General features: G+C 51.5%; 20 protein-coding genes. 6 read left to right on the top strand and 14 right to left on the bottom strand.

The window, feature by feature from the left end; translation table 11 throughout:
• The first annotated feature begins 232 nt into the window (after positions 1-232).
• From NR114_RS11845 to NR114_RS11835, 3 genes are all read left to right on the top strand, one after another.
• Complete coding sequence (locus NR114_RS11845; RefSeq protein ID WP_046372627.1) at positions 233-481, top strand: hypothetical protein; 249 nt, start codon at positions 233-235, stop codon at positions 479-481.
• Positions 478-1,011 carry a hypothetical protein gene (locus tag NR114_RS11840; RefSeq protein WP_046372628.1) on the top strand — a complete coding sequence of 178 codons (534 nt, stop codon included), beginning with the start codon at positions 478-480 and terminating at the stop codon, positions 1,009-1,011. Before NR114_RS11845 ends, NR114_RS11840 begins: the two co-directional genes overlap by 4 nt.
• 240 nt (positions 1,012-1,251) lie before the next feature.
• A complete protein-coding gene (locus NR114_RS11835) occupies positions 1,252-1,827 on the top strand; it encodes an Ail/Lom family outer membrane beta-barrel protein (RefSeq protein WP_020828635.1) in 576 nt (191 codons plus the stop codon).
• A gap of 45 nt (positions 1,828-1,872) precedes the next feature.
• Here the strand turns inward: NR114_RS11835 and abgT are convergent, their stop codons facing one another.
• The 3 genes from abgT to NR114_RS11820 form a co-directional block, all read right to left on the bottom strand.
• A complete protein-coding gene (gene abgT, locus NR114_RS11830; protein WP_130016526.1) occupies positions 1,873-3,399 on the bottom strand; it encodes a p-aminobenzoyl-glutamate transporter in 1,527 nt (508 codons plus the stop codon).
• Between the two features lie 102 nt (positions 3,400-3,501).
• Positions 3,502-4,953 (bottom strand): M20 family metallopeptidase, encoded by a 1,452-nt coding sequence (locus NR114_RS11825; protein ID WP_020828629.1) that lies wholly within the window; start codon positions 4,951-4,953, stop codon positions 3,502-3,504.
• On the bottom strand, positions 4,950-6,266 hold the full coding sequence (locus NR114_RS11820; RefSeq protein ID WP_116691742.1) for a M20 family metallo-hydrolase: 1,317 nt from the start codon (positions 6,264-6,266) through the stop codon (positions 4,950-4,952). Before NR114_RS11820 ends, NR114_RS11825 begins: the two co-directional genes overlap by 4 nt.
• Positions 6,267-6,539: 273 nt before the next feature.
• Here NR114_RS11820 and NR114_RS11815 point away from each other — a divergent pair, with 273 nt between their 5' ends.
• Positions 6,540-7,436 (top strand): LysR family transcriptional regulator, encoded by an 897-nt coding sequence (locus tag NR114_RS11815; protein WP_041414962.1) that lies wholly within the window; start codon positions 6,540-6,542, stop codon positions 7,434-7,436.
• Between the two features lie 31 nt (positions 7,437-7,467).
• On the opposite strand, the gene NR114_RS11810 is transcribed toward NR114_RS11815, so the two are convergent.
• The 10 genes from NR114_RS11810 to NR114_RS11765 form a co-directional block, all read right to left on the bottom strand.
• Positions 7,468-9,597 carry a TonB-dependent siderophore receptor gene (locus NR114_RS11810; RefSeq protein WP_020828626.1) on the bottom strand — a complete coding sequence of 710 codons (2,130 nt, stop codon included), beginning with the start codon at positions 9,595-9,597 and terminating at the stop codon, positions 7,468-7,470.
• A gap of 162 nt (positions 9,598-9,759) precedes the next feature.
• Positions 9,760-10,839, bottom strand: coding sequence for an ABC transporter substrate-binding protein (locus NR114_RS11805; protein ID WP_372907092.1), 1,080 nt, complete (start codon positions 10,837-10,839; stop codon positions 9,760-9,762).
• Between the two features lie 143 nt (positions 10,840-10,982).
• Positions 10,983-13,130 carry a phosphocholine-specific phospholipase C gene (locus tag NR114_RS11800; protein ID WP_234529061.1) on the bottom strand — a complete coding sequence of 716 codons (2,148 nt, stop codon included), beginning with the start codon at positions 13,128-13,130 and terminating at the stop codon, positions 10,983-10,985.
• 122 nt (positions 13,131-13,252) lie between these two features.
• Positions 13,253-14,095, bottom strand: a complete 843-nt coding sequence (queF, locus tag NR114_RS11795; RefSeq protein ID WP_234529060.1) for an NADPH-dependent 7-cyano-7-deazaguanine reductase QueF — start codon at positions 14,093-14,095, stop codon at positions 13,253-13,255.
• Positions 14,073-14,969, bottom strand: a complete 897-nt coding sequence (locus NR114_RS11790) for a queuosine precursor transporter (protein ID WP_020828622.1) — start codon at positions 14,967-14,969, stop codon at positions 14,073-14,075. Before NR114_RS11790 ends, queF begins: the two co-directional genes overlap by 23 nt.
• Positions 14,970-15,584, bottom strand: a complete 615-nt coding sequence (locus NR114_RS11785) for a helix-turn-helix transcriptional regulator (RefSeq protein WP_020828621.1) — start codon at positions 15,582-15,584, stop codon at positions 14,970-14,972.
• 609 nt (positions 15,585-16,193) lie between these two features.
• A complete protein-coding gene (locus tag NR114_RS11780) occupies positions 16,194-17,489 on the bottom strand; it encodes a cytosine permease (RefSeq protein WP_234529059.1) in 1,296 nt (431 codons plus the stop codon).
• Positions 17,490-17,509: 20 nt separating this feature from the next.
• A complete protein-coding gene (locus NR114_RS11775) occupies positions 17,510-18,199 on the bottom strand; it encodes a PAS and helix-turn-helix domain-containing protein (RefSeq protein WP_020828619.1) in 690 nt (229 codons plus the stop codon).
• Between the two features lie 25 nt (positions 18,200-18,224).
• Complete coding sequence (locus tag NR114_RS11770) at positions 18,225-18,635, bottom strand: GNAT family N-acetyltransferase (protein WP_020828618.1); 411 nt, start codon at positions 18,633-18,635, stop codon at positions 18,225-18,227.
• A gap of 344 nt (positions 18,636-18,979) precedes the next feature.
• A complete protein-coding gene (locus tag NR114_RS11765; RefSeq protein WP_234529058.1) occupies positions 18,980-19,897 on the bottom strand; it encodes an alpha/beta hydrolase in 918 nt (305 codons plus the stop codon).
• A 562-nt stretch (positions 19,898-20,459) separates the two neighbouring features.
• Here NR114_RS11765 and NR114_RS11760 point away from each other — a divergent pair.
• Together NR114_RS11760 and NR114_RS11755 are read left to right on the top strand one after the other, a co-directional pair.
• Entirely contained in the window at positions 20,460-22,475 is a 2,016-nt protein-coding gene (locus tag NR114_RS11760) for an ATP-binding protein (RefSeq protein ID WP_234529057.1), read from the top strand.
• Between the two features lie 22 nt (positions 22,476-22,497).
• Positions 22,498-22,929: a hypothetical protein gene (locus NR114_RS11755; RefSeq protein ID WP_234529056.1), complete on the top strand. Its 432-nt coding sequence runs from the start codon at positions 22,498-22,500 to the stop codon at positions 22,927-22,929.
• 85 nt (positions 22,930-23,014) lie between these two features.
• Here NR114_RS11755 and NR114_RS11750 read toward each other — a convergent pair whose 3' ends face one another.
• A complete protein-coding gene (locus NR114_RS11750; protein WP_220788581.1) occupies positions 23,015-23,356 on the bottom strand; it encodes a hypothetical protein in 342 nt (113 codons plus the stop codon).
• Between the last annotated feature and the right edge of the window lie 308 nt (positions 23,357-23,664).

The raw sequence follows: 23,664 nt of genomic DNA, 5'->3' as shown, positions 1-23,664 counted from the left end.
AGGACAAACAAACGCAGGACGTCAACGACCTGAGCCGCGACGTGGAGCACGCCAATCAGACGTTAAGCCCGATCTTCGACAAAGTAAAAGTGGTGAAAAAATAACCGAAAAATTATATCTAAAGGTATATCCCCCATTACTGCTGAAGCATCTGGGGTTGTGGGTGGCGGTGTGGCTGGGACAGTTGTAGGGGCAGGAATTGAAGCTGGGATGAAAGCTGAGGATAAAAAAAATGAAAAATAAACATGTAGGTTTTTCAATGTTTTTATATTTATTTTTTTCGTGTGCATTATTGATAATAGGAATAGCTATTTTAGCTAGTTTTATCGCGCCAATAATTTTCTTCGTTCGTAATGGAGTTTTTGAGTATCGGTTAGATACGTTTATTTTTGCTTGCAAAGCTGGAGCAGGTGCTGGCGTCCCATTAGGCATTGGGGTTTGGGTGTTTGCTAAGATAGAAGAGATTAAAAAGAAAAAATGAAACGACTTTGCAAGACTGTTTTGCTACCGATGAACATCGGTATTGCAGTGCTTAGCCCCCTGAGTGCTGGTGCTGTCACACGCGAAGAAATGCGGACACTCGATGCCGCCTATCCGCCTGGCAGTATTGTTAACTGCGAGGCCGAACTTGCCGGGAATGGTAAAAATCTATTGCCTATGACCACAAAAATTCGTGGGCATATCATAAGTAGAGCGGAAAATCTAAGCCACGCCGATGTCCGCGTGATGTTCATTCCTCATGGCTCATCAACGGCAACAATTACTCTGAGCTATCGGCAGAAAGTGATTATGGAAGAGAATGGTCAGCGGGTTTATATCGATCCGGAAAGCCTGAAAGTCTCAATGCCGGTCAGCCCTTCGAGTGAGGCGATTGTAGCCAAAGGATTTCGGGATCGGCTTCCAGCAACGCAAGAAGTCCAGCCCTATCAGACGACAGAAATCACCGATTTCCCGTCTTATGTGGTCAGGGTTCCGGGTGAATCCCCCCTTTATTGCCATAAAGTAGAGTAGGGAGTAGTTTGAAAGCGAATAGACAGTTCCCAGCGACTAAAGATAGCGTGATTGTTCTTTCTAAAAGGTGGTTAGCAAATTGCACGTTCAACTAATTAATAATAAAACAGGGTTTGCTATAATCTAATTTTATCAACCAATTTTTCTTGATAATGAAAAATTAATGATTTATGCCGCCAATACGACATGGATAGTTATTTTTTTACCAATGTTGTTCCACTTACGATTAAGGAAGATTGCATGAAAAAGTTAATCATCTCCACTTTGGTTCTTTCCACTCTGGGCTTCGGCATGGCTGCCCATGCTGGGCAAAGTACCATCACTGCCGGTTATGCGCAGAGCAAGGTACAGGACTTCAAGAATATCAATGGCGTGAACGTTAAGTACCGTTACGAGTGGGATTCGCCAATCAGCGTTATCAGCTCATTTACCTATATGAGCGGTGACAAGGACGAGTCTTACAATGTCTATCGCGACAAAGTTAATAATCATGCCGAAGTTAAATATTACTCACTGTCCGTTGGTCCGGCATACCGTTTTAATCAATTTGTCAGCGTTTACGGGCTGCTGGGTTTGAATTATAACAAGGTGGATTACAAGTCATCCTGGAGCAATTACGCATACAACACTTACGAATATATGGGTGAAGAGAGCGGTAACCAGAAGAAAACCTCCTTTATGTACGGCGTTGGTTTCCAGGTTAACCCAATGGAAAATTTGGCGGTAGATATCGGTTATGAAGGCTCCAAACTGGATGCCGGTGGTAAAAATCGCTCTATCAACGGTTTCAATATCGGCATTGGCTATCGTTTCTGATAGTTGCATGCTTCCGGCCTCCCGATATCAAGAGGCCGGTAATCTTTACCCCATCTTCGGATAGACCCCCGGCCCGATCGGCAGGCCGAGTGCGTACCACGCCAGCAACAGTAAAATCCACACGGCAAAGAACACCAGCGGATACGGCAGGATCAGCACGTAATAGGTGCCGAGCTGGGCGTCTTTGCGGTAACGCTGCAGGAAACCGAGGAACAACGGCAGGAACGGCGACATTGGTGCCAGCGGCAGCACCGAGGAGTCGGCAATGCGGAAGATCATCTGCGCGAACGCCGGGTGGAAGCCGAGCAGCATAAACATCGGCACAAAAATCGGTGCCAGAATCGACCAGATGGCCGAACCGCTGGCGATAAACATGCACAGGAAGGCAGAGAGGAACATCAGGCCGAGGAACGCCGGTGCGCCGCTCATGCCGGCGGCTTCCAGCATGTCGGTCAGGCCGATGGCCATAAACTTGCCCATGTTGCTCCAGTTAAAGAACGCCACGAACTGCGACAGCGGAAACACCATCACGATAAAGCCGGCCATGCTCTTCATCGGCTCTATCAGGTGGTGGGGAATATCGTCTGGGCGTCGGATCTGTTTGGTCACCACGCCATAGGTAATGCCGACGGTGAAAAAGAACAGGATAATGATCGGTACAATGCCTTTGATGAACGGCGAGGGGATCACCGAACCGGTTTTGGGATCGCGCAGCGGGGCGGCTTCCGGTACCACCAGCGCGGCGATAATCGCGATAAACACCAGTGCGGCGATGCCGCTCATCATCAGCCCATGGTTTTGCAACGGGGTTAGCGCTTCAATTTTATCTTCCGCGCTGCCGCGCCATTCCGGCAACCTGGGTTCAATAAACTTATCGGTCAGCAGTGCGCCGGCGATGGTCAGCACGATCACCGAGGTGGCCATAAAGTACCAGTTGTCGATCACGCTGACGTGAACGGCGGCGTCTACCGCTTTGGTGGCCTCGGTACTGATACCGGACAGCAGCACGTCGGTGGTGACGATCAGCAGGTTGGCGGTAAAGCCGGAAGCGACCCCGGCGATAGCGGCCAATAGCCCGGCAATGGGATGGCGGCCCACGGCAAGGAACATCAGTGCGCCGAGCGGCGGCATCACCACCAGCGCGGCGTCCGATGAAATGTGGCTGAAGAAGGCGATAAACAGCACCATGTAACTGGCATAGCGTGCGCTAACGCGTGAGGCCATTTTATACATCAGCGCCTGCAACAGCCCGACTTTCTCTGCCAGCCCAGCGCCGATGACCAGTGCCAGAATGGCTCCCAGCGGCGCAAAGCTGCTGAAGTTATGAATGATGTTCGGGAAAATCCACTGCATGCCCGCTACGCTCATCAGGTTATTCACCTTGATCAGCTCGCCGGTGGCCGGGTTCTTCACCGCTAGGTCCAGCCAGGAGAACAGCGCCGTGGACAGCATTAAAACAACGATTAAATAGACGAACAGTAAAAAAGGATTGGGAATTTTATTCCCGATGCGTTCTACCCAGTAAAAAATGCGACCGGGGCTTTTATTGACTGACGTTGTGGCCTCACTCATTGTCTTACCCTCTGTGTTTGTCCTGTTGTGTTTATTTTTTATTATTTGATTTATTTATAATTATTTTCACAGGCCCGTGGGTGGGCCTGTGTCGTTCTGTCTTTATTTTAACGGCGAAGGTTTAACCCCCGACGGGATTGGGCAACTGTACGGCTGTTCTGTTCGTTGGCGTTCGAACTCGCGGCGGCACTCCGCCAGCAGAGCGCTGTCGCTCAACAGATCGATGGCGGTGGCCGCCATCACCTTGCCCGCCAGGCACATGCCCTTGTGCGCAATAGAGGTGCGGCCCTGTGCCACCAGTTGCCAGGTGTGCAGCGGGGTGCCGAGCGCAAAGCACGGGCTGAAGCACTGAGCGGTCGGCGTCACCCAACTGACGTCGCCGACGTCGGTGGAACCGTACAGCAGATCTTCCGAGGCCACATAAGGCGCGACTTCATCCATCAGCACCTTGTCGCCCAGGTTTTGCACCCATTCACGCCCGGCCGCCCCGCCAGTCCGGGCGATATTCAGCTTGGCATTACGCAGGTCGTCCTTGTTCAGCGTTTGGCGGATCTCGGTGGCGAAGCTGCGCTCCTCCTCGCTGTACTCCGGCAGACCGAAGCCACAGACGTGGCGATACATCACCTGCTCCATGCTGCGGTTTGGCACGTAGTTGGAACAGGCCTTGTCGAAACGTACCGTCATTTGGGTATCGGTCATTAGCGCCGCACCCTTGGCAATGTTGATCACTCGCTGGTAAATATCCTGCGCTTGATCGAGCTGCGGCGCGCGGATCAGATACAGCACTTCGGCGTCGGCTTGCACCACATTGGGCGAGCTGCCGCCGGTATTGGTAACCGCATAGTGCAATCGCGCTTCCTGCACGATGTGCTCACGCAGGAAGTTGGCACCGGTGTTCATCAGTGTCACGGCATCCAGCGCGCTGCGGCCAAGGTGGGGTGAGTTGGCGGCGTGCGCGGCGACCCCCTTGAACTGAAACGCCGCCTGAATATTGGCCAGGGTGCTGGTATTGAACATGCCGCTGAAGCCTTCGGGGTGCCAGGTGAGGGCGGCGTCGGCGTCATCGAACAGCCCTTCGCGTACCATAAAGGTTTTGCCGGAACCGCCCTCTTCGCCAGGGCAGCCGTAGAAACGCACGGTGCCGGTCAGGTGCTGTTGCTGCATCCAGGCTTTGACCGCGAAGGCTCCCGCCAATGCGGCGGTGCCCAACAGGTTGTGACCACAGCCGTGACCGTTCCCGTTTTCGACCAGCGGTTGCGGCGTGGCGCAGCCTGACCGTTGGCTTAATCCGGCAAGGGCGTCGTACTCGCCCAGCAGGGCGATCACCGGCTGGCCGCTGCCATAGCTGGCGATAAATGCGGTTTCAATGCCGCCGACGCCGCGTTCAAGCGTAAAACCTTCTTGCTCCAGCGCATCGGCCAGCAAATTGGCAGAATAGGTTTCGGTAAAGCGTGTTTCCGGGTGATCCCAGATGCTGTCGCTCAGTGCGCTAAAACGAGGCTGGTGTTGGTCAATGTAGTGATGGATAAACTTCAGCAGCTGTGGATGGCTCATGCTTGGCTCCCAAAAGTAGGCAGGTTAAGCGCCAGCGACGCCAGCGTTTTCACTGCCACCGCCATGACCTGTTCATTAAAATCAAACTTCTCATTGTGGTGCCCCGCGCTCAGCTCGGTGCCGAAGATTACGTACGAGGCCTGCCCGCCGTGCGATTTCACCCGTTCCATCATGTAGGTTGCGTCTTCTGAACCGGCGGCCTGCTCGCGGCGGTCGACCACCGAACTCAGTTCGGCAATGCCCTGCGCCTGTCGGTGAATGTAGTCCACCCACGGTTGGGTCGGTTTGCTGCTCTGTGCCGCGCCCATCAGTGCGATATCGCACTCAACGCCGTGTATTTTTGCCGCGCCTTCAATCACGTTCAGCGCCTGCTGGTAGACAAATTCGTTGATGGCATTGGTGGCGCCGCGAGTTTCTACTTTCATGAATGCGTGGTCGGCGATCACATTCCGACCGGTCCCTGCCTGCAGCACACCGACGTTGATGCGCGAGCTGCCTTCGCTGTGGCGTGGAATGGCGTACAGCCCCAGCGTGGCCTGTGCCGCCGCCAGCAGCGCATTGCGGCCATCTTCCGGTTTGGCCCCCGCATGGGCGGCCACGCCACGGTAGGTGACGTCGAGTTTGCTGGTCGCCATAAAGCTGTCGCTGCCGCACACCAGTTCGCCGGCCGGTACGCCGGTGCCGATATGCACCGCAGTGAAGAAATCAACGTCGTCCACTACGCCGGCTTCCACCATGGATTTTGCGCCGCGGGTGCCTTCCTCCGCCGGTTGGAAAATCAGTTTGATGGTGCCGTTGAGCTGAGGCTCCAGGCTTTTGAAAACGTGTGCCAGTCCCAGGCCGATGGTGGTGTGGCCATCGTGACCGCATGCATGCATCATGCCGCTGTTGCAGGAGGCAAAACCTTCGCGAAACGGCAGGTGATCCGGCTGCAGCTTTTCGTTGAGATCGAGCGCGTCCATGTCAACGCGATAGGCGATCACCGGCCCGGGACGGCCGGTATCCAACGTGGCGACAATACCGGCGAAGCCGCCGGAAAAATGTGGCAGCCATTTTTCCAGCGCACCCTGTTCGCGGGCGCGCTGCTCCTGAACCTGCAGAGCCTCGGCCGACGGTAACCCCATGCGGGCGTCGGCGTTAATCACTTCACGACCCAGTTGCAGGCGGTAGCCCAGCCGATCCAGCTCTTCCGCCACCAGGGTAGCGGTGCGGAATTCAAACCAGCCGGACTCGGCGTAGCGGTGAAAGTCACGCCGCCAGGCCTGCAGCTGCGGGTACAGATCGGTCACCAACATCGAAAGCGGATTATTCATTTTGATATCTCATAAGTTATCGCGCCCAGGTAAATGCCGGGCAGCAGTGGTGCGCTGAACCAAATCAGACGGTGAAGCTATTTAATGAAAAAAAAGACGTATTTAGTGACTAACTGCCGTGAATAGCGCTTATCGGCGCAGAAAATGCGCTTAATTAAGCGAAATAAGAATTTGGTTATATATTCTGTTTTTTTCGAATGTACACAATGGAATCAGGCTAAATAAGATGCCAATATCTTGCTATTGATAAACAACGGTTATCGCCATTTGCCTATGCCAGCCTCAATAAAATTGCACCAATTACGTGCGTTTGTAGAAGTCAGTCGCCAGGGCAGCATCCGCGCCGCCAGCCGCACTTCACGCCTTTCCCAGCCTGCGTTAACCAAGTCGATTCAGGAGTTGGAGCAGGTGCTGGGGGCTAAGCTGTTTATTCGCCGCAGCCAGGGTGTGGTGCTGACCGACTGCGGCGATAACTTTTTCCAGCATGCCAGCCTGATCCTCGAAGAGCTGCGGGTGGCGCAGGAGGATATTCAGCAACGGCTGGGGCTGGCGGGTGGTTCGGTGAATATCGGCGTAGGCGGCAGCATTGCACGCACCGTCATGCCGCAGGTTATCACCCAGTTTCATCGTGAATACCCGAAGGTCAAAGTACGGATTGTCGAAGGACAGCTGGTATCGATGATCCCGGAGCTGCGCCAGGGCGAGCTGGATTTTACCGTCAATACTTATTACCCCAGCAGCCTGGACAATGAATTACAGTACGAACGGCTGATGGAAAAAGAGTACAAGGTGGTGGTGCGCAAGGGGCATCCGATGGAAGGAGCGACGTCCCTGAAACAGCTGCAGCACTGCGACTGGACCATGCCGACGCCCAAAGGCAGCTACTATCGCCTGCTGCACGATCTGTTCGGGGATTTGGGAATGGCGCCGTCAATCAGCGTGACCTGTGAGACATTTATGGCCTGCACCAGCCTGGTGGCGCAAAGTGATTTCGTCAGTATTTTATCGGTAGATGTGATCTCTGACCCAATACTGGGTAAGCATCTGGTGCCGCTGGCGCTGGAAGAAAGCTTGCCAAAGGCGACGTTTTATCTGATTCAGCGTAAGGACACCACGCTGACGCCGATGGGCGCACACCTGGCGCGCCTGTTTCGTCTGCACTGTCGCTGAGAGCAGCGCCCCCCGAAGAGGGCGCTGATGCTTAGAACGCCACGGAACCCTGCACGAAGAAGGTGCGCGGTTCACCGACGTACTTGCCGAAGTTGTTGTCGTTGGAGCGGGTGAAGTAGCGCTGATCGAACAGGTTTTTCACCCCGGCACCCAGCGTCAGATTCGACAGCTGCGGCCCGAAGTTATACTCACCACGCATATTCCACACCATATACCCGGCGATGTTGCCAAACTGGCCGTCGGCGCTTTCCTGCGTGACGTAATCCGGCCCGGTGCCCGGCGAGTGCTGCTTGGACTGGGCATAGCTGTCCAGATTCCACACCCAACTGCCGGTGGCGTAGCGGGTGCCGACGGTATACACCTGGCGTGAATAGAACGGCAAATCCTTACCGGCGAAGTCGCCCTTGTCGGTGCTGGCTTTGGTATAGGTGTAGCTGGTATAGACGCTTACGCCATCCAGCGCGCGGTTCAGTTCGCTGAGATCGTAGCTGAGCGCCAGCTCGATACCCTTGTGCTTGGTGGCGCCCATGTTGGTCCAGCCGACGTCGTTGCTGATGTACTGCAGCTGGTTATCGAAATCGATATAGAACAGCGTGGCCTCGGCTTTGACGATGGTGTCGTCATAACGGGTACCGAATTCATAGGTATGGGCTTTTTCCGCCGTCAGGCCCGGCGCGGGTTGGTTGCCGTTGCCGCCCTTGGTCAGTTGGAAGTATTGCATGCTGCCGAACGAGGTGTTGGCATTGGCGAACAGCTTCCAGGCGTCGGACATGTGGTACATAACGTTCAGTGACGGCAGCGGTTCGCTGTAGCTCTTCTCGCGGCTGATGTTGTTGAACGAATCGTCCACATGGGTGCGGATGCTTTCATAGCGCAGGCCCGGCGTAACCGTCCAGTTGCCGACGTTAATGGTGTCGTCAATGTAGAGTGCGTGGGCTGCGGTGCCGCCGGAGGTGTGCTGATAGTAATCCGGCGTTTCCGGCGTAGAACCGATATCTGCCGGGTTGTACCAGGCAGAACGGGACGCTTTTTCATCCATGGTTTCGTTCAGGTAGCGGTAACCGAGGGTGATCTCGTGCGCCATGTCCCAGAAACGGAAGACCTGCGAGTAGCTGGGTTCAATTGCCCAAGTGGAGTAGTGGCGTGGGTAAGACACCATACGCTTCATCCCGGCGTTTTTACCGGTGCCTTCCGATTCGATGCTGCTGCCGCGATAGCTGTCGGTGAAATACGTCAGCACTTCGAACTGCTTGTCGTCTTCCTGGTGCTTATATTTGAACGACATGTCCTTGCGGCGGCCTTCGAACTGGTCCCACGGACGGGTCGACTGGAACGGATTTTGCGCATACTGCGCGCTGCTCAGCCCGCCCGGCATGCCGGATTTTGCGTCGTAATAGTGGAAATTGGCCAGTAACTCATCGCGATCGGTAAACGCATAGCGCGTTTTCAGCATGAAATCGTCGATGTCGGTATTGTCGTTGTTGTCGCGATAGCCCTGGCCGTGCAGGCCGGAATACAGCAGCTCTGCACCGAAACCGTTGTCGGCGGTGCCGCCGAGCGAGGTGCTGGTCAGGGTTTTCAGGCCGCCGTGGCTGGCCCCTTGGGTCTGGACGCTGGCCGCGCCACCGAAGGTTTTCGGGATGTCCTTGGTGACGAAGTTAATCACGCCGCCGACGTTTTGCGGTCCGTAACGGACCGCGCCACCGCCGCGCACCACGTCAACCGATTGCAGGCTGCCAATCGACAGCGGTGCCATCGACAGCTGTGGCTGGCCGTAAGGCGCGACCGCCAAGGGGACGCCGTCCATCAAAATGGTGGAGCGAGGTGAAAGACGAGAAGTCAGGCCACGTACGCCGACGTTGAGTGAAATATCGCTGCCGCCGGTACCGTTGCTGTCGCGCACCTGTACGCCAGGCACGCCGCGCAGGGTATCGGCAATGGTCTGGTCGCCTTGTTCATGCATTTGTTGTTCGGTCACGATGGAACGTGCGCCGGGGTGGTTGAGCAACACCGAACTGGTATCCGGGTTATCCAGCCAGTTGCCGACGACGGTAATAGTGTCGGCAGGCGCATCATTTTGAGATTTATTATCAGCAGCAAGGACTGGCAGCGCCATGGCAACGGAAGCCGCCAACAGCGAAAGACGAAAAAGAATTGACATAATAATGCCTTAAAAGTTTCGAACCCGGATGTGTTTTTTTAGAAATGACAATCTTAATGATAATTATTGGCAAGTAAATAGCTTTGTTGCGGAATAATTCAACCGGTAAGCAAGTGGCGGGGAAAGGTGTCGGAGCCCGGCCGGCGGGCCCCGAGCGGGGGATTATTTTGCGATGACCCAAAACACGCCGCTGTAATCCAGCGCGGTGAATTTATGGTGCACCATTTCAATATCCGCTTGTGGATCAATATCTTTAAATAAGTCCGGGTGCAGGAATTTAGCGATGGCCTCGACCGCAATAAAATTCAGCGGCGTGTCATAGAACTGGTGGTAAATCGCCATCACGCGTTTTTCCTTTACCGCCTTCAGCACGTTGAGGCCGGTGCGGTTCATCAGTACCGCCAGCTTTTTCTCTGTGGTGGCGGTATCGGTGGCATAGCCCAAGGGAACCGCCAATGTACCTTTATGACCGCGGCTCCAGTCGGCGCCGGTCATCAGATAGAAATCCGGGTTGCTGGCGATCATCTGTTCCACGTTCACCTCACCGCCCATTTCCGGGAACAGTTTGCTGCCGATGTTGTTGCCGCCGGCGGTATCGATAAACTGGCCAAAGCTGCCCTTGCCGAAGGTGTTGCAGCACTGCTCGCCTTTCATGCCGGCGCTGCGTTCGATAAACACGCTGGGGCGCTGTTCCGGCTTCAGCGTAGCCACCCGCTGGCGTACCAGATCCAGACGTTGCTGGTAGAGCTGGATAAAGGCGTCGGCATTTTGCTGTTCGTCAAACACCTTGCCCAACAGTTGCATGCTGGCGACGGTGTTGGTCAGCGGCTGCTGACGGAAGTCGATAATCAGTACCGGGATGCCGATTTTTTCCAACTGGGCCAGCACGCCGCTGTCCTTCAGCTTGCTCAGCAGGCCGATGTCGAAAATGATCAGATCCGGCTTACGGACAACGGCGCTTTCTACGCTGAAATCGCTGACGTAAGGGTTATCGAAGGTGGGGATCTGCATCACCTGCGGGAATTTTTTCGCGTAGGCCTCCACCAGATCCGGTGCCTTCACCTTCAGCGAGTTATCCCAGGCGATGATATTTTTCAACGGCTCCTGCGGATGCAGGATATTCAGTGCCAGCAGCGCGCGGGCATCGGCCAGGATCACCCGTTGAGCGGGCTGCTGCAGGGTGACTTCTCGACCCGCGACATCGGTGACGACGATCGGTGCGGCCTGTACGGCGCTGACCATCAGCAGGGCGCAGGCGGCCAGCCAACGGCTGGCTTTGGCAATAAGAACGGCAGGCATGGAGATCCTTGGGCATGGGGTGTTGAATAAAGAGGCTAATGATAATCCATATCCTTTCGCTTTTTGAACACCCCCGTGCGGATATCTTAGGCTTTGCCCATTAGCGGATCGCTGACGCTGTGCTCGCCGTTCTCTAGCCGCCCGGCCATGCGGCGTTGCCAACCGTCAGAAGCCTGCAGTGAAATATCGTACCAACCTCCGCTGGCCCTGGCGTCAAAGGCCTGCTGGTGGCGCTCTCCTGCCGGCAGCTCAATCGACCAGGGGCCGTTTTGCGTATAAGGGCAGCGGGCGATAGTCACGGTTATAGCCTGGCGGGTGGGGTTAGTGAGGGTTAATGACAAGTGGTCGCCTTGCGGCGTCAGGCGGACTTGCGGCTGCGGTTGCCCAGTGGCGCCGCGCAGTTCACGATGAAAGCCGTTCGGGCCCAGCAGCCACAGGTGATACTGGTTCGTCACGGGCCAGTTGTCGCTGAGCGCTTTGCCGGCCTCGACGGTATAGCGCCGTGGGATCTGGTTCAAATCCAACCGGTCGTAAACGTGAAATACCACCCCCTGCGCCCCGGTGTTGTACAGGTTGAGCGTCAGTAATTGCTGGTCGGGGGAGAGAGTTTCTTCAACATGCAATTGGTAAGGCAGGGCGCGTGAAGGGCGTGCCAGCCGTGCCTGATGCGGCAACTTTTGCTTGTCTGCTGCTGGCAGAGGCACCTGCGGCAATTGCTCCTGCCGCTGGCGCAGGCTGTCGGCGGAATGGCGGCTGGTGGCGGGTAGATTGGGCAAGGTTTCCCCGTTGGGATCGACAAAGTTGAAGGCCGAAGTGAGATCGCCACATACCGCGCGTCGCCAGGCGCTGATATTGGGTTCGTGTACCTGGAAGCGCTTCTCGAGAAATTGCAGCACTGAAGTGTGGTCGAACACTTGTGAATTAACCCAGCCACCGCGGCTCCAGGGCGATAGCACCAGCATGGGCACACGCGGGCCGGGGCCATAGATGCGGCCGTCCGGCGGCGGTTGTTCCTGTGAGCCTGGCGGGGCGACATGCTGAAAGATTTCACTGTCGAACGGCACCGTCGATTTACCGGCGAAGGTGCCATCTTCACGCAGTGACGGTGCGGAGGGCGACGGCATATGATCGAAGAAGCCGTCGTTCTCGTCGTAATTGACCAGCAGCACGGTTTTACTCCACACCTCGGGATTCTCCGTCAGCGCATTGAGGATCTCCTGGGTAAACCACCCACCCTGCACCGGGCTGGAAGGCCCTGGGTGTTCCGAGTAGGCCGCCGGAGCGATGATCCAGCTTACCTGCGGCAATTTGCCTTGCTGCACGTCGGCGCGGAAACCGGCCAACATGGCCTCTAAATCGTTGCCGTCCGCCGCCGGCAGCGTATTGCCATTGCCTTTGTATAACGGCGCTTCGGCGTTCAGCTTGTCGCGGTAGGGGACAAAGGCAGTAAAGTCCTTCGATGGCTGCGCCGGATTGCCCACTTTCACGCTGGCCGCACGGTACTGACGGAACCCCGCCAAAGGGTTGTCGGTGAAGTTATCCGGTAAAAACTGGTAGACCTTCCAACTGACGCCGCTGGCTTCCAGCCGTTCGGGATAGGTTTGCCATTGGTAGCCAACGTCGGGTGGGCCTGGGCTGTCCCATTCGTTGACCACTACGGCGACCTCGGCTGCCGTCGGGCCGTTAGTGCCGGTCCAGTGGAACAAGCGATTGGTGTTAGTGCCGGCGTGGATCGAGCAATGATAGGCGTCGCACAGGGTGAAGGTTTCGGCCAGGGCAAACTGGAAGGGCAGCTCATGCCGACGGTAATAACCCATCGAGGTCGGCGTTTTGTAGGTTGGCCAGGCACTCATGCGGCCGCTGTCCCAGGCCGATTGCTCATCCACCCACGAGTGCGGCGTGCCGCTCACCCGCTGGGCATTGCCACGTTTGCTGTCCAGATGGTAAGGCAGCACCAGTCGATCTTCCCCTTGCTGTTGCCAGACGTGACGGTTGTCGGGCAAAGGAATGGTTATGCGATCGCTAAAGCCGCGTACGCCGGGCAGCGTGCCGAAGTAATGGTCGAAGGAACGGTTTTCCTGCATCAGGATCACCACGTGTTCGACATCGTTGATGGTGCCGGTGCGGTTATTGGCTGGGATCGCCAAGGCTTTGCGGATCGACGCGGGTAACAGTGAAAAAGCCGATCCGATGGCGGCAGCCCGCAGTATTTCTCTGCGCGAAAAGTCAGGCATGCGTCGTTAAACTCCCTGAGGTTTGCTTTGAAGATAGTTGCTAACGACGGTAATAGCGAAAAATAACAAGGAGATGAACAGGGGAAAAATAATGCCCCGCATGGGGGCATTGATGGGGAAGCTTATTGTCGGATCAGACGACCGAGGGTTGGCGCCGTTTCGAAGTCGCTGCGGAACGGGTTGATGTCCAGGCCGCCGCGGCGGGTATAGCGGGCAAAAACGCTGAGCTTTTCCGGTTGGCAGCTTTGCTTGATGTCGTTGAAAATGCGCTCGACGCACTGCTCGTGGAACTCGTTATGCTGGCGGAAGGAGATCAGGTAGCGCAGCAGGCGCTCGCGATCGATTTTCCGGCCCTGATAGTGGATCACCACGCTGCCCCAGTCCGGCTGGTTGGTGACCAGACAGTTGGATTTCAGCAGGTTGGACGACAGGGTTTCGGTCACGATGTCCCCTTGTTGGTCTGCTGCACCGTGCAGATATTCCGGCTTAAAGTCGAAATCATCGACGGCAATATCCAGATCGTCGATATTGATGCCCGGCAGGCTATCGATCTGCGGCGAATATCCGTCCAGACCCGGATAGAGCTTAACCCCAACCTGGCCGTTTGCCGCTTGCGACAGGTCTTTTTGCATCGCGGCACTCACCTGTTCCACGCTGTCGAAGCGCGTCTGGTTAAAGCTGTTGAGATAAAGTTTGAATGATTTGGACTCGATCAGGTTGGTGGAAGAATGGGGCAGGGTGAATTCACCAATGCCCACCACCGGCTTGCCTTTGGCGTTGAGCCAGGAAAGCTCGAAGGCGGTCCACAGATCAAAGCCGCGGAACGGCAGGTTTTGTTCATCTACACCGATCAGATCCCGACCGCGTGAGCGTGGCAGGGCCTCGAGCAATTCGGGAGCGTACTGGTCCGGATAATCGGAGTTTGCGCCAAGATGGGTGATTTTATCTTGTTTTTTGATATGCATATTCATTGCTCCTTGCATGATCGGTATTGATATAGCGGTTAAACAGGCTGCGAGCGGCGTAAATCGGCCCGACACCCACCAGGGCGTAGACCACCTTGATCAAGAATTGTGACAGGATCATGGTCTTGATGATATCCCAGCTCAGAACGTTGTAGAACGCCAGCGTGCAAAACACCACGCTGTCGATGGCCGAGGCGACCACGGTGCTGGTGATCACGCGCACAAACAGGTAGCGGGAGTTGGTCAGCTCTTTGATTTTGCACAGCAGGTAAGAGTTGACGTTCTCGGAGATTAAATAGGCCGCAGACGACGCCACCAGGACCGCCATGATGCTGTGGACGATGCCGTCATAGGTCTTGCTGAACTCCCACTGCGGAATACTGGGTACCAAGGTGGTGACCCAGACGCCCAGCACGAAAATCAGGTTTGCCATAAACGAGATGATGATGGTGCGCCTGGCCAGTCGCAGCCCGTAAAACTCGTTCAGAATATCCACCAGGATAAAGGTGAGGGGGTAAATAAAAATCGCCGGGGGAGTGATGAGGTTCAATGCGGGAATTTGAATCGGTTTGACGCCACACAGGGTTGAGAAGATATAAATCACGCTGAGTGCGACGGTAATGATCAGGTAGGCGTACCACGATCGTTCATGGCGATCGCTGAGCTCATAGGCGGTTTGCTGCTGATTGTTACCGTAGATTTTGCGGTACAGCGCCTGCAGCTCATGGCGGCTCAGATCTTCCGATATTTCGCTGTCGGCCAGCTCATTGAGCCCCATGGTGATGGTTTTGCCGGTGGCCAATATCATGACATTGGCGGCGAGGGTGCCATGCCGGGTAAAGCCCAATAGCTTGAACTTTTGATTCGGTTCCATTTATAGCCGTTCTCCAAAGATATAACCCAGGAATTGCACGGTATCCTGATGATTTTTTTCCATGCAGTAATCTTCTTTGTCGTTAACCACAAAGAAGCCATTTTTTCCCGAGTGATACAATAAAGGCGAATCGCAAACCAGCACCGGCGGGCGTTTTATAATAATCACCTCGCCTGGAATAAATGAACCTTTTATTTCGGTCTCTATTTTCATTGCTACCATATTTGACTCATCGCCGAAGAAATAAGTCAAAGGGAACTCAGTTACCAACTGGCCGACTTTCCAACCGGCAACCGCTAAAAAACGCGACTGAGGAATAACGGGCACTGCGGAAGGGTTTTTATTGCCTTCGGTAGAGAGCGTTTCATTGAGCAGTTCCAGCTTGGCCAGATCATAATCTTCGATCTCTTCACAGGAAACGCCAAAGAAATCTGAAATCCGGTTGACGGTGGCCTGCTGCACGTTGTTAACCCGACCGTCGAGAATTTTATAGATGGTGGTACGCGTCAGGCCAGTGCGGTTAGAGAAGGATGCTTTAGTTTCGCCCCGGGTGCGCATCAGATATTCAATATTCTTAATGATGTTGATTTTGCGCTGCGCGTTAGTGGTCTTCATAAGCATTCCTTACAATATTCTGGCCGGCATTACTATATCGCACGCGCCGACATTGTCCAGAACTGACGCTGAGGTAGTGGCGGTAACCGGCTGATTAATCATTGGAAATGAGCTTTGATCTCTCACGTATCATACCAGCTGATGCTTTTATCATGATGAGTAAAATGTAAAACAAAGGTAATTAAATATAAATCAATTGGTTAGGTTTAAGACTGGGGGAAGTGGACACAAAAGTGGGTTTTGTGTCTACTTTTGTGTTGACCACGGTGGTTTCCGTGAGCTACTGTTCATCCACACTGAAGTGTTTCTTGACGGTCAAAACGGTTAATAAACGATTGTCTGACAACTTCTATAATAAAAAGCTCGGGGAGGGAGGCGTTTCCATTCTCTGGGTATTAAAGGATGTTTTAGCTACCGACACCAGGGATCCCCACTACGTCTTCTGTTTTACCTTCGCAGTAAAAAACCCGCTTTCATATTGATGCCAGTCGGCTTTTTAGCCGACCGATATCAATTTGTTGCGCCTAAAAAAGGTGGCGACAACTTAATCAAACACCCTTTCTGTTCCGATTATCCCCACTCCCCAGCGCGGGAGAGTAGGGATATCAATCAGCTTTGCGCAGGCGCAGGTTTCTGAGAACGGCTCATGGCCAACTTAAATACCCAATAGATCAGGCTGGCAGCCAGCAGAGAGTTGATGGTCGGCACGCCCCACTCGGTCACCAAGCCGACGATGCTGCCGACGATACTGGCGATGATCGCCGCCCAGCCAATAGTCGGCGTCTGGTCCGGCAATTTCCCTTCGCGACGGCTCTCGTCGAGAATTTTGCGGTGAGTGCGCAGCAGATAATAATCCACCAGCATGACGCCGATAATCGGCGGGAACACCACGCCAAGCACCGTCAGGAAGTCGACGAAGCGGTCGAGGATCCCCAGTACTGACAATGTGGTGCCCAGCACGCCGATCACCAGGGTGGTGGCGGTGTACTTCAGTCTTTTGCCCGTCATGCCTTCGACGGCGTTAACGATGCCCAGCGAAGAGGAATACAGGTTGAGGTCGTTAACCCTGAGGGTAGAGAACACCACGACCAGCAGGCCTGCACCACCGGCGACCTGTGACATGATGGTGACCACATCCGCCGTGCCCAGCGTTTTGGCAATCAGTATCGCCAGGCCGTTAACCACGAATTCCCCGGCAATGATGGTGAAAATGGTGACGCCAAAGACATGCTTGCTGTTCCTGGAGTAGCGCGTCAGATCCGGCGTCATCAGGCTGGCGACAATCGCACCGCCGACCACGATAGTGATACCGGCGCTGATCGACAGCGGTTCGCCTGGTGGCACCAATTGGATAATTTCAGGCAGATTGTGGCCGGTGAGGGTGATGATGGAGATATAGGCCACCAGCATAATAAACATCGGTACCGCAATCCTGGCGGCGATACGCAAGGCTTTGAAGCCGAACGCCACCAGAATGGTCAGCAGGGTGCCGGACAGACCGGCCGCCAGACCAAAGCCCAGCTTGTTCCCCAACGCGAAATCCAGCGACTTGGCGAAGATGGCGTTTTGAATGCCAAACCAGCCCAGCAGGCTGACGGCCACTACCACCCCGATCAACACCGATCCGAGTCGACCAAAGCCGCACCAACGGGCCAACAGGCTGCCGGAGATCCCTTCGCGCATGCCCGCCAGGCCCAGGCCATAGGTCACCACGCCAAAGATCAGGCTGCCGATGAAAATAGCGGTAAATGCATCGAGCAGCGTCATGGAGTGGCCGAGTACGGCCCCGAGCATAAACTGATCGAGCGCGGTCAGCATGCCCATATGCACTATGGCTACGCTTAAAAACGAGACTCTTTTATCCTGAGGTACCCGGGTTAACGGATAGTCTTCGATTTTGATCACGGTGAGGTATTCCTTGCTATTTAAATAAACTGGATGCCTTTAGCTATCAGGCGATCGGGAATGTAGCTGTCCAGCTGAGCATATTTGCAAAATTCCTCAAACTGCTGCTGTGTGTGGACATCAGATTTTTGATAAATGTTATATATTCTATTTTCTATGGTCTTATTGCTGATGTTATATATTTTGGCGATTTCTTTCACCGACAGCCGTTGCAGCATTAAAAATATAACGTCCAGCTCAGCCCGGGTAAAAATGGTGCTGTTGGTTTCTGTGGTTAGTACGCTGGGTTTTTGATGGTTGATATAGTTAAGCGGGGATAAGGTGTTAAGCGGTTTGGCGTTCCACATTACCCCGAAGACTTCTTTCTTGTCGTTGTAGATAGGCAGTTTTTCGCTGATAAACGGTGTCAGGCTGTCTTTCCCGTACCAATAATGTGTTTCTATCACGGCAACCCGATCCCGCGAGATCTCGGTCATTTTGTCATGTTCAACAAAATCGGCTGCAGATTCGGCCCAGTCGGCGGGGAACTCGTCGTCTCGCTTACCGGCTATATCAAAATTTAATGGCGTATTGGTATAGAGGTAGGCGGCCCTGTTCATGTAAAGATGACGGGATGCCAGGTCTTTGATGCCCCATGGCTCACTTAAGTGCTCCATCATGGCAATCAGGCCTTTCAAATAGAATTCATTACTTTTATCGGGCGAATCCATTCTGACCTCACCGACTGGAATTGGGTTAAATCTTTTTCGCCAGGTAGTGACGCGTATGCTGTTTGGCATAGTCGCCTAAGTTGCCGTAAACCTGATAGCCCAATTTTTCATAAAAGCCGCGGGCCTGAAAATCGAAAGTATCGACATAGGCCATGTGGCAACCGCGTTTCTTGGCCTCTTCTTCGGCCTGTACCATCAGTTGACGGCCATAACCGCTTTTACGGTATTGGTCGCTGACCCAAAGATACTGCACCTCAAGCCCGCCCCACCAGGTTCTGGCAACCAGTCCGGCAACGATTTTACCCTCGTCATCGGTGACGGTCAGGAATAAGGGGTGGATATCGACGGGTTCAATTTTGGCGTTGTGGGCCCAAAGACTGTCAATCACAAACTCTTCGTCTTTCGGGTTCGGTTGGTCGGTAATATTGATATTCATCGTTATAATATAATTCCCTGTGATAATTATTAGGCATCGCAATCAAACGGAGGTTTCTCCAACCGGTTTAACTATCACTTTTCATAATGTATTACAAGGGTGGTTTTCACCCGTTCCCGTCACGTACCCAAGGGGCTATATTAGCTGCGACAGGGCCAGAAAATAACGTAATACGCGGTAATAAATAGCCTTTGGTCCTGCTCAGTCTATCTATTCCTATTGTGCCTCACCAGGGCCCCATCCAGGAAATACATTAGCTATTCAGGCTCCACCGGTAGAGCAAGTTAACTTGCCAAAGGGGAGCCGCCGCGTACAGCCTTTTCCCGGAACCCGCTTTTAAACCCTTATTTATCCGCCGCCTCGCCTTTGGCTATGCCTTCCAAAGCCGGCGGTATGGCCGCACCTAACATTGCCCCATGGTCTAAGCCGGGCCATTCCCGATAGTCAACCTTAAGTCCGTCAAGTGTCGCCAGCTGTGTGGCCAGGCCATGAGCCGCATCTGCGGGTAGCTGACTCTGCCTGATAATTGGCGGGGCTTCACGTATTTTCTCCGCACCGCCGATCCACAACTGCAAATGGGCGGACAAAGATGGATGCTTATCCATAACACGTTGCGCTTCTTGCAGGATAAAGCCTTTCCCCCACCACAGCGAAGGTTCCACCGCGATGTAATTCTGGAAAGTAGCAGATTGGGTTAACAGAGTATGAAGAACGAAAAGGCCACCATAAGAGTGCCCCCACAGCGTTTGCTGCTGCGGGTTAACGGTGACCTGAGCGGCAACTGCAGGCTTAATCTGGGTGTCGATCAGTTTAAGGAAAGCGTCTGCACCGCCATGGGGCTGCTTTCCTGAACCTTGTTGCGAAGCCGGTGTGTAGTCGTAACTACGGCCTCTGGAGTCGATACGCAGATCGTTGTCATAGCTGAGTAGCACCAGAACCGGCGGCTGTTTTTGTACGGCAAGCTGAGCCAGCAACTGGGCGTTCAACTCCATCAATACTGCGTTGCCGTCCAGGAAGTAGATAACCGGATAGCCGCCCAAGGGCGGAGCAATGCGCGGTTTTATTATGCGGACACGATAACGGCGCTGACCGTCCGCCGAAGTGAAGCGCAGATCGCTGAATTGATAATCAGGTGATTTTGAATCGACCAGGGTTGTGCCGATTTTACGTTCCAAATCGGGCCTGGCCTGCGCCAGCATGGGGGAGCCAACGCCGATAATCAGCGTAACAAGGGTGAGACAGCGACGATAAGACGATGGCATGCTGGATTCTGTTAATCAATAAAAGGGGATATTAGCATTTATGTTGGGAAGCAAAAAACCCGCCATAGGCGGGTTCTTCTAAATAGGGTGCCGGACTCGGACAACCGGTGTTTGCACCGGATTGAACAACGCTTTAGCGTTGGCCCGCAGGGTGAGGCCTTTGGCCGAATAATCGAACGTGTTCGATGAAGAGTCCTACCCCAGAAAGCAAAAAACCCGCCATAGGCGGGTTCTTCTAAAGATGGTGCCCGGACTCGGAATCGAACCAAGGACACGGGGATTTTCAATCCCTTTAAAACTGCTGTGAAAAGCAGCAAGACAAAGTGCCAAAGTGGCTAGTTTTTATCTAAGCCCCTTACTTCTGGGTCAAAAACGGCCACATGCTAGTATGTTTCTAAACGATTGGCCATGCTTATGTCTGAACTTCTACTGTGATGGTTCTACCAAGATGCTACCTTTTCAATGTATGAAGTGAAGGGTACTTTTTGATCGTAAGAATTATGATAAACTTTCGGGCATTAGAATTGTATGTTCTCTAAACCTTCAAGGACGGACACTACCCATGAGCAAAAGAGAGTTTGTCGGTACAACAAACATTACTCATGCTGGTATCAAGAAGCTTTTTACTCGCTGGAAGGATGAACCTTCGCAGGCTGTTGTCGAACTAGTAGCAAATGGATTCGATGCAGGGGCCAGTAAAGTTGATGTCCAAATCAAACGGAATGATCTTGGAGGGCTGGAATCTGTATCGGTGTTAGATAATGGTTCCGGCATTAATATTGATAAATGTGAAGAACATTTTTCAAGATTTAATGAGTCCCTTAAACAAGGAAATGATGATTTACAAGGTGCTCATGGTAAGGGACGCTTATCCTTTCATTTGTTTAGCCAGGAAGCAATTTGGTTTACCCGTTATCAAGGGCACGACTTTAAGATTACGATAAATAGCGAAAGCCTTCGAGATTTTAAGGTTGTAGAGCTTCTTGAATCAGAACAACATGCATCCTTAAGAAATTTGCAAAATGGAACATGTGTTGTTTTACGGCATTTTACCAAAAATTTGCCTGGTAATGATCCTATCATCAAGAAACTGCAAAATAATTTCGGCTGGCGACTGTCATTAAATAAAAATAGAAAACTTTTTCTAAATGATGTTGAAATCAGCGTTCCGCTGAATGTGTCTATTGAAAAAAATATTGAATTTGACAATTTCACCTTTAATGTCTTGTTTATTCGCTGGGTAAGTAAGCCTGGTGTTGAAAAATCATATAATTATCTTGTTAATAATCAAGGTAGAATTGTTTTTCGAGAGTTAAGCAGTTTTAACCATAAGCCAAATTTTTATCTTAGCACCTATACTCGTTCTGATTGGGTGGAGCTTTTTGATATTCATGATTCTAGTTTGAACTTTAGTGACGAGAAAAAAGTCAGTATTAGTTCTGATGAATATAGAAAATTGAAATCAGAAATTCAAAAGATAGGAAAGGAAATTTATGATAATTTCTTAAAAGAGTTTGTGGATGAAAAAATATTTGAGTATGAAGAAAAAGGATATTTTCCATCTTATTCTAATCTTTTAGAAGTGGATGCTCAATGGAGAATGCAGACCATAAAAAACACAATAAGTAGTATTTATTATGCTGATCCATCGATCTTCTCAAATTTAAAATCCAAACAAGCTAAGATTCTTATACATCTTATCGATAAATTAATAGTATCTAATGAAAATAGCGAGCTTTTTGATGTGTTAGAAAGCATCCTTGAATTAGATCATAAAAGCCTGTGTGAATTACAATCTCAAATAGAGAAGACATCACTTCAGAATATAGTTTCTACTATTGAAGTTTTGCAGCGTAGAGAGTCTGCTGTTCAGAAATTAAAGGAAGTTGTAGTAAGTCATTATGATAAGGTAAGAGAAACACCTGATCTACAACTTGTCATCGAGAATAATACATGGTTATTTGGCAATAAATATACCATGTTAGGTGCCGAGGAAGATGATTTTCAAAGAATAGCCTATAATTTGAGAAATCACGTTAAGGGCATAGATACACTTACATCAGATGATTTTGATCAAAATGATCTTGCTGATGGACTGGATATTGAAGGGGTCCGCAGACAGGTAGATCTCTTTCTTGCAAGACGACGAGTTGAGTTTAATGGCCGTGGTGAAAGCTACTTCCAATGTACGATTATAGAGATAAAAAAACCGAGTATTTCTTTAAATGAAAAACATCTTAAGCAGTTGAAAGATTACGCAAAAATAATCCTTCAACACCCTGGTTTTTCGATGGAAAATATGAGGTTTGAGTTGATTCTTGTTGGCAGAAAAATATCCAGCTCTGATTTTGAAATTGGTGCTGCGTTAGAAACTGCTGAAGCACGAAATGAACCAGGCTTAGTATTTGATGTGAAAAATGGCCGTATAAAAGGATATGTTAAAACTTGGGGTACTATATTCTCAGAGTTCGAGTTGTCTAATAATTATTTGCTTAATAAACTAAAGCTTCGAAGAGAGTATTTAGATGGTTTTGATGCTGAGGAGCTAATAAAAGACCTGCATGAACCGACTGAATAATTTTAATTGGTGATGTAATTAAATGGAAATTAAAGGCAGTGATTACTACAGCATTAAAAAAGAGATAAGATTTTACGCCAGAGATATGAATCAATGGTGGAGGAATCTACAAAAAGACTCTGTGGCAGAATGGTTATTACTTACAACTATTGGTTGCTGGGGGATACCTAACCACTTATTCCAAATGTTGGCATTCATTCTTACAATTTTATTTTTTACTGGTAAGCTCAAAGTTCTTCAGCGAAAGTATTCATTTGTTAAGTCAGAGAAGGTGATTTTAGGAAAGATCATGAAAGATAATATTCCTGAAAAAGAAAGAGAGATGCTTATTCATCGGTTAGGTAAAATAAAGAAATTCAGGCGTAACAGAAATATCATTTTCATTCTCAAAAGGAATTGGCGTTTTATCTTTGGATATACCTTCTTGATGGTTTCTTTTGTCTATAATTTATAAGTAGATATGATAATTGACATTTTAGATTGCAAAATAGACCAGTCAAATAGATTACATTGACTGGTCGTTCTTATAATGGCAAATTTTAAAGTGGGTCGTTTTCTGTGTCGGTTACGTTATTTATGCATCTGAAAAGCTGACGGCTCTGCTTGTGTTTTTCATTCGGATAGAATCGCATTGCGGATGCACAAAGAGATGAAACCTGTCTTGCTATGTTTTTACCAAAGTTAACAAGAAGACCGTGCTTTATCTTTTCACCGTCTGTCCTGATGCTGATGATAAAACTGAACTGATAAATGCTTATGTCCGTCAGGTCATTGCCAAAAGTTACGCTGGCGGCTCTGTTTATTTCTTTTTCAAAGTTACGCAGGTCAGTGTTAAGTCTTGCTGTCGTATCTACAAGTGCGTATTCTCTATCGATAATCATAACTTTCTCACTTATCATGTTAATGTGATTTAATCATCACTAATAATATGTTGTTATTTTAATTTCGATTATTAGGTTGTTTTGCCCCGTAATCCATTATTTGATAAATAATGTTCATGTGGGGTAACGCTTCCATAAAGTCAGATTGTTCAATCAGCGAAATGAGTGCGCTATCGATCTCAAAAGTTGTATCCGGTATTACCTCTACCAGCCTGATTCGGGACAGGGAAATAACGAACACGCCCGATAAAACTGTAGTGGTCAAGTAATATTGGCCACGGTTTTACAGTAAAAACGGTATCTGTTCT

Origin of the sequence: Serratia sp. Ser99 (assembly GCF_024519545.1) — a bacterium.
GTDB classification, from domain to species: Bacteria; Pseudomonadota; Gammaproteobacteria; order Enterobacterales; family Enterobacteriaceae; genus Serratia; species Serratia liquefaciens.
The sequence above is the reverse complement of the archived record's forward strand: the minus strand, read 5'-3'. Positions and strand labels throughout refer to the sequence as shown.

Excerpts from the sequence above, each read along its gene's own strand:
- NR114_RS11765 (WP_234529058.1), bottom strand. The coding sequence starts at position 19,897 with ATGCCATCGTCTTATCGTCGCTGTCTCACCCTTGTTACGCTGATTATC.
- NR114_RS11815 (WP_041414962.1), top strand. The coding sequence starts at position 6,540 with ATGCCAGCCTCAATAAAATTGCACCAATTACGTGCGTTTGTAGAAGTC.
- NR114_RS11840 (WP_046372628.1), top strand. The coding sequence starts at position 478 with ATGAAACGACTTTGCAAGACTGTTTTGCTACCGATGAACATCGGTATT.
- queF (WP_234529060.1), bottom strand. The coding sequence starts at position 14,095 with ATGCATATCAAAAAACAAGATAAAATCACCCATCTTGGCGCAAACTCC.
- NR114_RS11770 (WP_020828618.1), bottom strand. The coding sequence starts at position 18,635 with ATGAATATCAATATTACCGACCAACCGAACCCGAAAGACGAAGAGTTT.
- NR114_RS11775 (WP_020828619.1), bottom strand. The coding sequence starts at position 18,199 with ATGGATTCGCCCGATAAAAGTAATGAATTCTATTTGAAAGGCCTGATT.
- NR114_RS11800 (WP_234529061.1), bottom strand. The coding sequence starts at position 13,130 with ATGCCTGACTTTTCGCGCAGAGAAATACTGCGGGCTGCCGCCATCGGA.
- abgT (WP_130016526.1), bottom strand. The coding sequence starts at position 3,399 with ATGAGTGAGGCCACAACGTCAGTCAATAAAAGCCCCGGTCGCATTTTT.
- NR114_RS11790 (WP_020828622.1), bottom strand. The coding sequence starts at position 14,969 with ATGGAACCGAATCAAAAGTTCAAGCTATTGGGCTTTACCCGGCATGGC.
- NR114_RS11835 (WP_020828635.1), top strand. The coding sequence starts at position 1,252 with ATGAAAAAGTTAATCATCTCCACTTTGGTTCTTTCCACTCTGGGCTTC.
- NR114_RS11825 (WP_020828629.1), bottom strand. The coding sequence starts at position 4,953 with ATGAGCCATCCACAGCTGCTGAAGTTTATCCATCACTACATTGACCAA.
- NR114_RS11820 (WP_116691742.1), bottom strand. The coding sequence starts at position 6,266 with ATGAATAATCCGCTTTCGATGTTGGTGACCGATCTGTACCCGCAGCTG.
- NR114_RS11750 (WP_220788581.1), bottom strand. The coding sequence starts at position 23,356 with ATGATTATCGATAGAGAATACGCACTTGTAGATACGACAGCAAGACTT.
- NR114_RS11810 (WP_020828626.1), bottom strand. The coding sequence starts at position 9,597 with ATGTCAATTCTTTTTCGTCTTTCGCTGTTGGCGGCTTCCGTTGCCATG.
- NR114_RS11805 (WP_372907092.1), bottom strand. The coding sequence starts at position 10,839 with ATGGTCAGCGCCGTACAGGCCGCACCGATCGTCGTCACCGATGTCGCG.
- NR114_RS11845 (WP_046372627.1), top strand. The coding sequence starts at position 233 with ATGAAAAATAAACATGTAGGTTTTTCAATGTTTTTATATTTATTTTTT.
- NR114_RS11760 (WP_234529057.1), top strand. The coding sequence starts at position 20,460 with ATGAGCAAAAGAGAGTTTGTCGGTACAACAAACATTACTCATGCTGGT.
- NR114_RS11785 (WP_020828621.1), bottom strand. The coding sequence starts at position 15,584 with ATGAAGACCACTAACGCGCAGCGCAAAATCAACATCATTAAGAATATT.
- NR114_RS11755 (WP_234529056.1), top strand. The coding sequence starts at position 22,498 with ATGGAAATTAAAGGCAGTGATTACTACAGCATTAAAAAAGAGATAAGA.